Consider the following 12,921-nt stretch of genomic DNA (forward strand, 5'->3'; position numbering starts at 1 on the left):
ATCCTATGCATCGTCTCTATTCCAAACTCAGCCGCGTCCTTGCCGCCGGCCTTCTAGTCTGCAATTCGGTGGCGGCAGCATATGCAGCCGGCGCACAATATTGCGAGCGCACCGACTACTCCGCACAGGACATCACCGATGCCGTGAAGAATTCGTCCCTGCACGACGAGCTGAAAACCACATCGTGCAGCCTTGGCGGCCTCGGTCGCTTCGAATCCGGCGGCAACAAAGGCGTCTACAATGGCTCTTGCTGCACCGGCATTTTCCAGCTGAACAACACCAACATCAAAAACTACGCAGGCATGTCGCGTTCCGAGTTTGGCTGCCAATCCCTCCAGTTTCAGGTCGACACCTGGGCCAAGCTTACAAACGACGGCTATAACTCCGCGCCCGTCAAGCAGCTCATCCAGATGGGGACCTTCGACGGTCAGAAGGTCGATGCCTCATTTATTGCGGCCTGTATTCAATTGGGGACTGGCAATTGCCAGCAGATGGTTCGCTCAGGCCGCTGTAGCGGATTCTCCGATATCAACGGGACAACGATCTGCGATATGGCGAAGAACGCACGCTCTATGGCCGACGCCAGCTGCCAAGAAGGTGACACCGCCGCGTGCCTGGGGCCAGGGGATTTCAATACAGCAGGTGACACAAAACTCGCTTCATCCGCTCCCGGTCCCGCCGGCAGCGACATCAACGTTGCCCCTGGTCAGGTGTGACGCCGTCTCCCCATTGAGGGCCATGCCGTCGGCCCGCCGCCTTCAATGGGAGAGATTGCGCGACCAGAGCTTTACAAATCCCCGTTTCAGATGGCTTGCCAGCTCCTGGCGCACATCATCAGGCCATTGCTCCATCACAACGCAGTTCACTTCGGCCGCAACCAGCGACCAGTACAGCAGATCCGCGTATCGTCCTTCGAATAGAGCCGCCACGATGAACTGTCCGATCACCAACGTGATCGCCTCGGGCCTGCCTTTCTTCCGCAAAAATTCCGAAACCTCTTCCACCCATGGTTTCGGCTGGCAATCGACAAACGCCGCCGTTTCCTTATAGAGCGCATTGTCTCCTGCGACTTGCCAGATATTCGCTTGCATGGTGACCCCTCCAGCAAAATGATGCCTTTGCATCGACGCTGGCGGATTTTCTGACGCGAGTCAAAGAAATATAAAATATATTTTCGGCCTATCGTAGCAAATGAATCTACGCTGGTAGTTTAGTAGTTTCTACTTTTCTTGTATGCTACTGGCTCGTCCTGCGTCCCTTTTTGGCCGGAGGCAGCCGCTTCTTCTCGGAGGTTGCCCCAGCGGGGCTGGCTGCCTCTTTCAAAGAAGGTACACCACTGAACTCCGTCATCGAGCGCTTCACAGCACGCGTGGCCTCAATATGCCGCGCAATCTCGTTGAAGTTGAAGCCGAACGTCTCGATGTCCCGCTTCACGCTGTCGTCGTCACCAGTCCGACCAATGAGCGTCCACACCGGAACCTTCAGGTGCCGTGCCAGCCGCTCCAGGGTGACGAATGTCGGGTTCCCCTTCCCCGTCCGCAACTGGTAGAGCGTGCCGCGCGATAGCCCCGTAGCGTCGGCAAAACTCGCATAGTCCGGGTACTCGTTCTCGATTTGGCGAAGTCGCAGCGCGAGCAGGATCGAAAGCCAACCATCGCTGTCTTCTGTCTTGTTTTTAAATATCGGCACGGTTGCACTCCTGCTTATCTGTCGGAATATGACGGCCATTTTTTGTAAAATGTCTAGTGCTCAGGTTGTTAGCCGAAACGATGACTCATTGCCCCATTAAAGTGTCGCGGCATCCTCCCCATACCTCCCTCAAAGTGAGGCGTATAGCCTTTTTGGCCGTCGCAAATCATTCCAGAGCACGATAGCATTTCGATCTGCATGCCCTGTTGAAAATGAATAATTAAATGATCCAGTTTGGATGGCCTAGTCATCCGACTTATGAATTTGTCGTGCAACACCTCATCCGGAGGGACAACCCTGATCTCTGCCCCTGCGGCGGGCAGGCCCTGCAATTGTTGCCCCATACCATCTCGAATGACCTGGTTCAGATCGACCAGAAGCGAAACCTCGACGCCGCTGTTTCAAGAGCGTGGATGATTTCCCGGCTATGTAACCATATTAGGCGGCTGCGCAGTTCACGATTCTTACTGCCGATTACGCTCAAAACGGACCGCAAGGCTTGGCCCCGCGGAGTCGGCGAGGATCCAATCTCTATGCCTGTTCGAGCTGGAAAAGGCCCCGGGTAATACGCCGCAGTCTGAAGCCGGTGCCGCCAAAAGCGGCACCATGCCGCCCGCCGTCGAAAAACGCTTGATCCATGAGGGGCCATCCTATCTCCATTGATCATTATAATGACGATCGATCTGTGGTATTATAATGATCAACATCGAAATAGGAGGCTCTCTCTCTCATGTTCATGAGGTTCGCGTTCGCAATTTTCGCCGGCGGCGTGCTCGCTTTCTTCGCTCTGCCCGATCAGGAAGCCGGCCTTCGCATGCTCAGCTTTTCCACTGCTTTCTTGATCCTGTCCCTCGCCGCCGTCTGTGTCATCGCGTTTCTGACGCGCAAACTCGGACGTTATCGTCTTCGCTCGTCGTTACAGCCGTCGCGCTGTGATGACGATCCTCCTTTGCATGACGCTGGAAAGTTCGAGCGGTCCGCATGGTCGACATCCGGCGTCAACCCCAAGGATCCGAACCTCATCTGGCAATACCGCCTCAACGATCGGCGCCTTGGCCGCTTCAAACTCTAACAGTCCCAACACGCCAGCAACCGCTCAATCACGCACACAGACCGTCCGCCTGTTTCATCAGGTCTGCGATCTGCCTGATACGGTAACGCAAATGATTAGACGCCTTTGCGCAAGGCGACGTCCCGAGTTCCAAAAGGCTTCGTGCGCCGAGTACCACTGCCAGCTCATCGTCAACGACCACTGGCGCCTGGCAATCGAGGAAGGCCGCTACTTCGTGCATCTTGGCCAAGAGGATTTGCAGACCGTCAACCTGTTGGCGATACGGGCCGACGGGTTGAGGGAGACCGGTAATTTCTCTGGGTCGAATACAGGTTGTTAGGCCCGCGTAGTCCATGAGCGTCGCTTTGTTCGAAGGGAAAGCGATGGCGGTGGAATGGACGACCCCTCTGACGCGGCGACGACCCAGGCCTAACCACGTCAATCCATGGGAAGCATCGTTGATGCCCAATGGGTTGAATGAGATATCGGTTCAATGATTTAATCATAGGGCACACGATCTAAAGTCGGATGGCATCCTTATGAGTGACTTTGCTATTCTGGGTCGCACGGTTGGCCCACAGCATCCGGAAATTCAGACGCTCTTGCGTCAGGCGCGGGACAAGCAGGCCCGTGTCTTGTGTTTGTGTCGCCATCCCGGAGTGCCGATGTACATTGCCGCTGTCGGCGAGGAATTGATCGTCAAGCGCATGCCGAACACCGGCAAGGACCATGCGGTAGACTGTGATCGCTATGAACTGCCCCTTGCCCTGTCGGGAAAGGCGGAGGTCCTGGGTCAAGCGATCATTGAGGATCCTGCATCGGAGGCCGCGCGGCTGAAGCTGGCCTTTGCACTGACACAAGGCAAGGCGCGGCAGGGGTCATCCGGCGAGGGGACTTCGCACCACACCGTGAAAGCCGATCCGAAGAAGCTCACGCTGCGAGGCTTGCTTGACTATCTCTGGGAAGAGGCGGAACTGACATTAATGGCGCCCGGCTTTGCGGGAAAAAGAAATTGGGGGTTGGTCCGGAAATTTCTTTGGGGCGCGGCCGATGCAAAGTCGAGCCAGAAGTTCCAGTTGCGCGAGCTGCTGTTTATGCCGGCAATGTACTCGCCTGAACACAAGGATCGCCTGGCAGCGGATCGGGAGCGGGCTTTCGCGGCGGCAGCTAAGGCGAAGCACAAGAAGATCGTGATCGGAATTGTGAAATCGCTGGATCCCGCCCGGTTTGGTGGCAAGCTGTCGATCAAGCATATGCCCGACGCGCCGCTCTTCCTGGATGAGAAAATGTTCAATGCAGTGCCGAAGCGCTTTGCAGCTGAATTAGACCTGTGGCGACTGCACGAAAATTCGCACCTGATCACCATCGCAACGGTCATGCAGACGCCGTCCGGCATTCTGTCGATCGACGAAATCGGCTTGATGAACGTGACGGAGAATTGGATTCCGTTTCAGCACAACGACGAAAAGGAATTGATCGAGGTCCTGACCGGGGAGCATCGGCGGTTTGTGAAAACGTTGCGCTACAACGTGCTGCCGGCGGTGCCGATGGCGTTCGGTCTTCTGACCGACGTTGACCAACAGGGAACCGCGCTTTTTGTCGTACCGCACGATGCCAAGGAGGCGGTACGGGCGGAATTCGACCATCTGATTTCAAGCTGCGAGCTCGAGACCTGGCGCTGGGACGCAAGCGGCCCCCGACCGGCGCTACCGGGCAAACAGCAGCGGCTTTCGGCTCCGCCCGGCAGGCAGGCTTTGGAATATTGACCGAACAATTGAAAAGCCGAAGCGCGGGCGACGGCTGGCGCACCCAGAGGGCAGGCTGAGCCTAGGGGCTTGCGCCTGGCGCCGGTGTTTACGCTAAAAGCGACCGTTGATCGGGGCCGTGACCAGGGGGTGCGAAAAGGAGAAAAGCGATGCTGAAGAAATTCGACATGGATCCGGGAACGGGCATTGTCATCGCAACAGTCCTCATTTTGGTGCTGTCCGGCGCCCGGCTTTTGAACCAGTGGGACAGTCTATCGTTTTGGCGAGAGCCGGGGCTGATCGCGGCTATTGTTCTCGGATTGATTTCGGCGATTGCGCTTGCCGTCGCGTTCTTGGTCCGGCGATGGCCTCAGCAGAATGTACGGTATGATCCAACGCGCCGGGGACCGGTTATCGATTTGCAGGCGGATTCGAAGACTGACCAGCCTGGTTAGATGCGTTTCGGATATCGCGGAGGATGATGGCATTCGGATCGGGCACGTCGGCAAACTGCCACAGGCCAAGGTCCTGCCTTTTAGCGACCTCCTGCGCGACGATATAGGGAGCATGGACCGGAGCGCCGGTCGGAGTGACGGCCGCGAACGCCCAGCCGGTCGAGATCAGCGCCGTGCCGAGATCGATGCGAGAACCGGCCGCGGAACCTGAAGTAGGCTGCGCGACGCAAACGACGAAGCGCGTTTTGGTCGCGGCCTGCCAAGCGGCCGTGTAGCATTGAGGTTTGAGATCCCGGATGAGAGAGACGAGCATTGCAAGGCTTGCCTCCCCGCAATCGACATGCCCCCCTGCGCTATTTGTGAAATATGTGCCTCGCAGGCAGGCTTGAACGCCGTAGAGACGGTGGGTCTCACCGGCATAGGTCCAGGTGTCGCCGGTGCTGAACGATGCCGTGGCGGGGATCGGAAACCAGGGATTGGATTTGTCCTCGGCCAGTGCCGGAACACTGGCGAGGACGGCCGCGAGAATTCCGGCGGCGGCGAAGCCACGTTTCATTATTGATACCTGCTCAGATTGAACCAGAACCGTTGTTTGCCGTCGGTCGTTGTGAGATCGAGATAGTTTGGCTCCGTCCTCTGCTCGCGCCGCGTCACGGCCGATGTTGGACGCGCACCGTAACCCGAACCTCTCGGGTTCGTGTTCCAAGAGGCATTCGTTGCATTCCGCGCAGCACAGAAAGCGCCGTTATTGTCGGGCTTGTAGACAGTTTGTGAGCGAGAGCTGTTGTCGCTCCCGCTCGATTCCGTCTCGGGCGAGACGGCGATCGTGCCGTCTGGGCAGGGTTTGAATTTCTCATATCCGATGCGACCGGAACTGCCGGCCTCGGGGCACTGGGGCCAGGGCTCCCCATGCGCGACCATACGGAAAGCGCGCTCGACCGGAGGCACACATTCCCCGACGCTCGCCCAACCCTGCGGGTTGAGGATGCACAGCAAGACCTTGCAGCCAAAATCATCAGCATGGGCCGGCGCCGGGGACAGAGCCGCCAAGGTCGGCAAAAACGCCACAACGGGAAGAACCTTGCTCATTTTCATTGTGTCTGCCTCATTTTCGCGATTGCAGTTCATCGATTCATTGTATTAATTCAGCATTTCAGAATCGGCAACGGCGCAGGGTTATTTTAATGATTCGATCCCGCAGAACGGTACTGGCAGCGGGTGCGATCCTGGTGACCTGCCAAGCAGCGTCTGCGCAGGAAGCTTCCGGGAATTTCCTGGGCAACGTCACAGCACCTACCGGTCGCATCGTCAACGCGGCTGTCGACTCGAAGGGCCGGGTGATGCCGGCCTTTGAGGTTGGGAGCCATGACGTGCAGCGGATCGGTACGGCGGGAAGCGCTGACAGCGCGGCCGCTACGGTGACATCGACCAAGGCTGACAACCCCTGCCCCGGCGTCGCTGCCCTGTCGAAGGAAGAAGGACAGCGGATCGTCGAAGCGGTCGCGCGCCAGCAAGGCTTTGCCCCGCCCCTCGTCCTCGCGGTTGCCCGGGCCGAAAGCCGCTTCAATTCCGGCGCGCTATCGCCCAAAGGGGCCTATGGCCTGATGCAGCTTCTGCCGTCCACGGCGGTAAGCTACGGTGTCAATATCTGCGATCCCGCGGATAATGTGAAAGGTGGGATCGGCTTTCTGCGGGATCTGCATCGCAAATTTCCGAACCCGATATACATGCTCGCCGCCTACAATGCCGGCGAGATCGCGGTTCTCAAATATAAGGGCGTGCCGCCCTACCCCGAGACGGTTGGCTACGTCGCCAACGTCATCAACGATTTCTACCAATGGCCATCGGTCGGGTCTGGGGCAGTGATGCCCACCGGGGTGGTGAGCCTTGACCTGGCCGGCGTTCAACCGGCTGCGGCCGGCGCAGCGGATCAACGAAATGATCCGACATCCCGCACCAACTCTCGCAATGGCAGCACAATGACGTCTCGCGAAGCGACGGCGCCGGTCTGGCAGGGCGGGATGGTGCAAAACTTTGACTGAGGAGAAGCTTTGATGACCTTATGGAAGACTGGTGTGGCGATGCCGCTCATGCTCTTGGCAACGCAGGCGATGGCTGGGGGCGGAAATCTCCAGCCGGTGCAAAGCACGCTGCAGACGTTGGTGCAGACCCTGACCGGGCCGATCGCGACGGCTTTGGCGGTTCTGTTCTGCATTTTCATGGGCTTCATGGCCTGGGCGGCACGCCTGTCATGGTTTGTGGCCGGCAGCTGGGTCCTGGGTATCGTGCTGGTCTTCGGCTCGGCCCAGATCGTCGAATTCTTTCAATCCGCGGTCGGCAGGTGATCGGCATGGCAGACGGCCGGATCGATCCTGGCGAGCCCAGATTGTTGATCACTCCTCTCGTCAAGGGCTTGACCCGAGCGCCGACGGTGCTCGGCATCCCCTACGAGCTAGCGGGGTTCATCGGCGTGTTGACCGCTGTCGTGTTCCTCGCAACCCATAATCTGGTCATGCTCTCTATCTGCGTGCCGCTCTATGCGGTTGCCAGGATCGCGATCATGCGCGATCCCATGTTCATCGAGATCATGTTCATCCGTTCACGAAAGATGCCGCCCCGGAGCGCCAGCTTCTGGGGCGCGCGCAGTTACCGGGTGTGACGTGGCGATCGCACGGGCTCTTCGCGATGAACTGAGTTTCGGGGCCGTATCTCGTCGGGAGAACCCGGTTTCGGCCCATATACCCTACTCGCGGCATGTGTCCGACGAGGTGATCAAGACGCAGGACGGCATGTTGATGTCCTTCGTTCACATGAGCGGGCTATGCTTCGAGACGATCGATATCGCCGAGATCAATTCGCGCCTGCTCGGTCGCAACGATCTCATTCGGGGGTTGGCGAATTCCCGCTATGCGATCTACTCGCATATCCTGCGCCGCGAGGTGAAACCCGCGATCGAGTCGAGCTTCGAGAATAAGTTCTGCCAAGAGCTGGACCAGCGCTATACGGCGGCCCTACGCACCCAGCGCATGTTTGTGAACGATATCTACCTGACCATCGTGCGGCGCGAGCTGCAAGGCACGGTCGGGACGGCGGATCTCGTGATCCGCAAGCTTTTGGGACGGAGGGCTGCGGACGGTCGCTCTTCGAGCGAGGAGCGGGCGCTGATCGAACTCACGGACGTGATGAAAGCCGTCCGAGAGAGCCTGCAGGCGTATGGCGCGCGGGTTCTCACCGTCGTCAAGCGCAGTGACGTTTGGCATTCCGAGCCGCTGGAATTCCTGGTGCAGCTCGTCAATGGCGGATTTCCGCGGCCGATGGCACTGCCGCGCATGAAACTCGCGGAGGCGCTAGCGACGAAGCGGCTGTTCTTCGGCCCGAATGCGCTGGAAATTCGCGGGGCGTTCCCTGGCGAAACGCGATACGGCGCCATCATTTCCGTAGGCGAGTACCCCTCCATTACGGGACCAGGGATGCTCAACCCCATGCTGAAGGTGCCGCACGAATTCATCGTCACGCAATCCTTCGCCATCATCGACAAGCCCCAGGCGCTGACCCAGATGGAGCGGGTCGGGCGCAAGATCGACATGTCGGATGAAGCAGGCTCGATCGTGGCCGATCAACTCGGTGAAGCGCGCGATGAGCTTCTGTCCTCGGAAGCGCTCTATGGCTTGCATCATCTGACGGTGCTGTGCCTCGGGAAAACCATGGACGACGTGGCGCGTTGCGTGACCGATGTCGGCACGGCGCTGACGGAGGTGTCCGCCCTGTGGGTTCGCGAGGACCTGAATTGTGAACCTGCGTTCTGGGCCACCCTGCCTGGCAATTTCGCCTATGTGGCGCGCAAATCGATGATCTCATCGAAGAACATGGCGGGCTTCTCCGCCTTTCATAACTATCCGAGCGGCCGGGCTGGCGGGGTGCATTGGGGAACGCCGATAAGCGTCCTCGAGACGACGTCGCAAACGGCCTACTTCTTCAACTTCCATGTTCGAGACCTCGGCAACTTCACCCTGAACGGTCCCTCGGGCTCGGGCAAGACGGTGCTGCTCGGCTTTCTCGCGGCACAGGCGCAGCGCATCACGCCGCGCCCCAAGCTGGTGATGATCGACAAGGATAGGGGCCTGGATATCTTCGTGCGGTCGCTTGGCGGCCGCTATGAGGTTCTGAAGGCCGGGGAGCCTTCCGGCTTCAATCCGTTGCGCCTGCCCGATACGCCGCGCAACCGGGATTTTCTCTTCCAGCTTTTCAGCTTCATGCTGCGTCGATCCGACGGATACGCCCACTCGACGCGCGAGGAGCAAGTCATCCGCAACGCGATCGCCCAGGTGGCGAGCGCGCCGCCGGAAGGCCGAACCATGGAGGAGTTCGCGGAGCTATTGCGCGGTGCGATGCGCGCCGGCGATGACGACCTCTATTCGCGCTTGCAGCCATGGATGAGGCCGGATCAGCGCGGTTGGTTGTTCAACAACGCGGAAGACTCGTTTTCGATGTCGTCCATTTTCGGCTTCGACATGACGAGCGTGTTGAGCGACGCAACGACCAGCACGGCGGCCTTGCTCTATATCTTCCATCGCATCGAGGAGCTGCTTGACGGGCAACCGGTCATGATCTTCCTCGATGAAGGCTGGAAGCTCCTGGACAATGATATTTTCAGCTACTTCATCAAGGACAAGCTGAAAACCATTCGTAAGCTGAATGGCATCATTGGCTTCGGCACGCAGTCAGCGGCGGATATCGTGAAGTCATCGATCGCCAACACGCTGATCGAACAGACGCCGACCAATATCTTTTTCCCCAACCCGAAGGCCGACGAGGAATCGCACAGGGCGTTCGGGCTGTCGGAGCGCGAGATCAAATGGATCCGCGAAACCCCGCCTGAAGCCCGCAAATTCCTGATCAAGCATGATCAGGACAGCGTCATTGCGCGCCTCAATCTGGGCGCGATGCCTGACGCGATCAAGATCCTCTCCGGTCGAATTGAGACGGTTCAGGAGCTCGACGCGCTACGCGCGCGCGTCGGCGACGATCCGCAGGTTTGGTTGCCAATCTTTCTTGGGAGGGACCCGGAATGAAGACCATTATAGGCGCGACGGCCGCACTTGTGACGGTGTTCGCGGGATCGACGGCGATGGCGGCCGTGCCGGTTTCTGACAGCCCGATCCTGTCGCAGCGGAGCGAGGACAAGGCCGACAAGGTTCAGATCAAGCTCATCCAGGAGGATACCAAGTCCGCCACGCAGGGCGTCAATTGCTCGGTAACGACACCCAAAAAGGCGCAGAACATGAAGAGCCCGAAGGCTTCGGTCGATCCGGCGAGTGGCCGGGCGTCCTTGGAACAGGCCAATCCGGACATCAAGGGCTCTTCGGCGTTCGCCTCGACCGGGTCGGGATCGGGCGCTGTCGGCGGCAATGCGGGCGAAAGGGGCCAGTTGGATATCACCGGTCAGGTTCTCGGGGGCATGAATGGCAGCATGTCAACGGTGGCCCCCAATAAGCAGTCCTTCGAGACCATGGGTCAGGATATCGGGACCGACAAAACGGTCATGGAAGCCTTCGACCGCAACAGTGCAATCCGCGCCCAAGGCGGGCTGACCTTCAACGAGGTGATCCAGGCGACAGGGTTCTTCGCCCAAGCTTTCAACGTGCGAAACATCGGCACTGCCACACTGACAAGTCGGGGATCCTCCGGCCTGGTGGTGCCCACTCCCGCGTCCCCGCCGCCTGGCTCGGGTGGCTCGACGAGCTGTCCGGGGGGTACGAGCGGCGGCGGCACGGCCGGCAACCCGTGCTGCCCCTCGACGGACAGCGCATGCCCGGTGCCGCGCACGACCGACACGGTTGAAAACGTCTCGCCCATGCTTTCGCAAATCCAAAGGGACGCGAACAGCGCCCCCGTCACAATGACGACCGACGAACTGATGTCGGCCGTCAAGCAATATCAGGCTCAATAGGAGAAAGCGCTATGCGTGGAATTCCGTTAACAGCGGCACTCTTGCTTGGCTTTGGCGGCATCGCCTTTGCGCAGGTGCCTACGATCGACGAGGCTAATCTGGAACAGGCTCGGCAGATTGCATCGGCCACGAGCGAGATCCTCAGCACCGACCGCAACATCATGAACTATACGCAAAAGACGCTGCAGGCCGTCACGGGCGACCGGTCGAGCCAGGCCGGCCAGCTCGCGCAGATGGCCTTGGGCAATGGCGGCTTCTCCATGGGGGACGCGCCTTCGCTTGGTAGCGTGATCTCGGGCGGCTCGTTGTCGTTCGCCGGCCTCGGCAATGGATCGCAGGGCATCGTTTCGAACATGATCAATGGCTTGCAGCTGGTGAAAACCATTTCGGGCCTGATCAATGGCCAGACGACGCAGATGGATAAGAACTACAGCGCCCTGGTGAACGTCGCGGCCACTGTTACCGGGCTGGTGGACTCCTCGCAAAATGGGGTGAAGACTCGTTCCAGCGCTTTTCAGTCGGGCGCTCAACGGATCGGCACGGCGCAGGACATCAAGGGCTCGATCGATCAGAACAGCCAGATCATGGTGCAAACGGGTCTGACCGTGAACGAGCTGATCGGCGCGGTGAACACCGCTACGGCTGCCGCCAACCAGGAAAACATCGATCGTATGAACCTGATCACGCAGGCCTCGCGGGGGCTCGAATACAAGTCCGGCCAATGACGGTGCGCTTTCTTCTATCAGCGGCCGCCATCATTGGCGCTGTCGCGACCTCCGGGTGCGGCCACAAGCCGCTCAAGGCTCCATGCTCGCGCGACGAGGGACCGATGCAGCCGATGGCGTTCGCGGCGCCCGAACCAAGAACAGAAGCGAAGAAGCCATTCGAGTGCGGTCCGATGAAGGCACTCAATAGCGATCCATCTCTGTTTCCAGGTGGGATGGCAAAAAAATGAACTTCAATATCACGACGCTTCTGCAACAGGTCGACAAGTTCGGCAATAACTATGTATCGCAAGCCTACCAGAACCTGGCGTCGGCCCTGACCGGCGGCGGACAGGTGGGCGTCGCCGGCCTGATGCTGACGCTGTACGTGATATTCTGGGCCATCGGCATCTGGCAGGGAACCTCGACCGGATCGGGAAAAGAGATGGTCTGGCGCCTGTTCCGCGCCTTCGTCATCTACGCTCTGGCGACGAGCTGGGGGGACTTTCAGACATATGCCTATTCGTTCGCGAATGAGACACCTTCCGCGATCGGGAACAGCCTTCTGACGAGCGTTTCGGCCAATGTGACCGGGACATCGGCCGGACTGAACTCCGTCAACTCGGTGCAGACGGCCCTGCAAAATATCTGGGATTCGCTCGCCAATTCCACCTCCGCCTTTATCAAGAGCCTTGGGGTGTTGAACTTCGGCGGCTACGTGCTGGCGGCGATCATCCTTGTCGTCGGCGCGCTGCTCATCGGTTATGCGATCTTCCTCATCATCCTGTCGAAGATCTTTCTTTGGCTTTTGCTGGCGCTCGCCCCAGTGTTCATCATTCTTATGCTGTTCGGCTACACGACCCGGTTCTTCGCCGGCTGGGTAACCGCGATCGTGCAGTACATGTGTGTGCAGATACTGGTCTACGCATTCTGTGCCTTCTTCATCTCGATCACCCAGACTTATTTCGACGCGGTCAACCGGTCGAACGGCGCTGCGACAACGACCTTGACCGAAGCCGCGCCGCTGATCCTGATCTGCCTTGTTGGCGTGCTGCTGCTGTCGCAAATCACCAACGTTGCCGCCTCTCTCGCGGGCGGAATTGGTATTGGAACGCCTTCGTTTGGGCGCTTCTACGGCGGCGCCTTCGCAGCGATGGGCCAAGCCGGTCAGCGCAGGCTGATGGGACGCTTGGGCTGGAGCACCCGGCAGGAACGCCTGGCGGGTCGCGAGCGGGCACGCGTGAGCCTCGCACAGAGAAGGTATGAGAATTCAGCGGAATATGCACGGCTTTCCCGAAAGCTGACGGATCCCGCATAGGTTTGGGGC

16 protein-coding genes and 1 pseudogene are annotated in these 12,921 nt (G+C 59.2%); 13 read left to right on the top strand and 4 right to left on the bottom strand.

Translation table 11 applies throughout. The features are described from left to right. Window positions 1-5: 5 nt before the first annotated feature. Window positions 6-716, top strand: coding sequence for a hypothetical protein (locus AC0V7N_RS40425; protein ID WP_496628512.1), 711 nt, complete (start codon window positions 6-8; stop codon window positions 714-716). Window positions 717-758: 42 nt separating this feature from the next. Here the strand turns inward: AC0V7N_RS40425 and AC0V7N_RS40430 are convergent, their stop codons facing one another. Continuing rightward, window positions 759-1,091 (bottom strand): hypothetical protein, encoded by a 333-nt coding sequence (locus AC0V7N_RS40430; protein ID WP_496628513.1) that lies wholly within the window; start codon window positions 1,089-1,091, stop codon window positions 759-761. Between the two features lie 145 nt (window positions 1,092-1,236). Then, entirely contained in the window at window positions 1,237-1,689 is a 453-nt protein-coding gene (locus AC0V7N_RS40435; protein ID WP_258598050.1) for a helix-turn-helix domain-containing protein, read from the bottom strand. A gap of 814 nt (window positions 1,690-2,503) precedes the next feature. Between AC0V7N_RS40435 and AC0V7N_RS40440 the strand changes: the two genes are divergently transcribed. From AC0V7N_RS40440 to AC0V7N_RS40455, 4 genes and pseudogenes are all read left to right on the top strand, one after another. Then, window positions 2,504-2,761 (top strand): hypothetical protein, encoded by a 258-nt coding sequence (locus AC0V7N_RS40440; RefSeq protein WP_496628514.1) that lies wholly within the window; start codon window positions 2,504-2,506, stop codon window positions 2,759-2,761. Window positions 2,762-2,879: 118 nt separating this feature from the next. After that, window positions 2,880-3,041 (top strand): annotated as a pseudogene (locus tag AC0V7N_RS40445) (thiamine phosphate synthase); the annotation flags it as partial. Between the two features lie 238 nt (window positions 3,042-3,279). Then, complete coding sequence (locus AC0V7N_RS40450; protein ID WP_496628515.1) at window positions 3,280-4,506, top strand: DUF1173 family protein; 1,227 nt, start codon at window positions 3,280-3,282, stop codon at window positions 4,504-4,506. A gap of 149 nt (window positions 4,507-4,655) precedes the next feature. Beyond that, entirely contained in the window at window positions 4,656-4,940 is a 285-nt protein-coding gene (locus tag AC0V7N_RS40455) for a hypothetical protein (protein ID WP_496628516.1), read from the top strand. Here AC0V7N_RS40455 and AC0V7N_RS40460 read toward each other — a convergent pair. Beyond that, the gene (locus tag AC0V7N_RS40460) at window positions 4,897-5,496 is read right to left on the bottom strand and encodes a thermonuclease family protein (RefSeq protein ID WP_496628517.1); all 600 of its coding nucleotides are present in this window, start codon (window positions 5,494-5,496) and stop codon (window positions 4,897-4,899) included. The two genes, AC0V7N_RS40455 and AC0V7N_RS40460, sit on opposite strands and share 44 nt — an antisense overlap. After that, window positions 5,496-6,029, bottom strand: a complete 534-nt coding sequence (locus AC0V7N_RS40465; RefSeq protein WP_496628518.1) for a hypothetical protein — start codon at window positions 6,027-6,029, stop codon at window positions 5,496-5,498. Before AC0V7N_RS40465 ends, AC0V7N_RS40460 begins: the two co-directional genes overlap by 1 nt. Window positions 6,030-6,124: 95 nt before the next feature. On the opposite strand from AC0V7N_RS40465, the gene AC0V7N_RS40470 reads away from it, so the two are divergent. From AC0V7N_RS40470 to AC0V7N_RS40505, 8 genes are read left to right on the top strand one after another with little or no spacing between them, the layout of a single operon-like run. After that, on the top strand, window positions 6,125-6,982 hold the full coding sequence (locus AC0V7N_RS40470; RefSeq protein ID WP_496628520.1) for a transglycosylase SLT domain-containing protein: 858 nt from the start codon (window positions 6,125-6,127) through the stop codon (window positions 6,980-6,982). Between the two features lie 39 nt (window positions 6,983-7,021). Next, the gene (locus AC0V7N_RS40475; protein ID WP_244426096.1) at window positions 7,022-7,285 is read left to right on the top strand and encodes a TrbC/VirB2 family type IV secretion system protein; all 264 of its coding nucleotides are present in this window, start codon (window positions 7,022-7,024) and stop codon (window positions 7,283-7,285) included. A gap of 5 nt (window positions 7,286-7,290) precedes the next feature. Next, complete coding sequence (locus AC0V7N_RS40480; RefSeq protein WP_496628522.1) at window positions 7,291-7,599, top strand: VirB3 family type IV secretion system protein; 309 nt, start codon at window positions 7,291-7,293, stop codon at window positions 7,597-7,599. A gap of 1 nt (window position 7,600) precedes the next feature. Beyond that, entirely contained in the window at window positions 7,601-10,012 is a 2,412-nt protein-coding gene (locus AC0V7N_RS40485) for a VirB4 family type IV secretion/conjugal transfer ATPase (protein ID WP_496628524.1), read from the top strand. Between the two features lie 56 nt (window positions 10,013-10,068). Then, entirely contained in the window at window positions 10,069-10,890 is an 822-nt protein-coding gene (locus tag AC0V7N_RS40490; RefSeq protein ID WP_496628526.1) for a hypothetical protein, read from the top strand. 41 nt (window positions 10,891-10,931) lie between these two features. Then, window positions 10,932-11,615 (top strand): type IV secretion system protein, encoded by a 684-nt coding sequence (locus AC0V7N_RS40495; RefSeq protein ID WP_496628527.1) that lies wholly within the window; start codon window positions 10,932-10,934, stop codon window positions 11,613-11,615. After that, window positions 11,612-11,845: a hypothetical protein gene (locus AC0V7N_RS40500; protein WP_496628528.1), complete on the top strand. Its 234-nt coding sequence runs from the start codon at window positions 11,612-11,614 to the stop codon at window positions 11,843-11,845. Before AC0V7N_RS40495 ends, AC0V7N_RS40500 begins: the two co-directional genes overlap by 4 nt. Next, complete coding sequence (locus AC0V7N_RS40505) at window positions 11,842-12,912, top strand: TrbL/VirB6 family protein (protein ID WP_464614899.1); 1,071 nt, start codon at window positions 11,842-11,844, stop codon at window positions 12,910-12,912. Before AC0V7N_RS40500 ends, AC0V7N_RS40505 begins: the two co-directional genes overlap by 4 nt. Window positions 12,913-12,921 lie beyond the last annotated feature (9 nt).

This window comes from Mesorhizobium kamtschaticum (genome assembly GCF_056174585.1).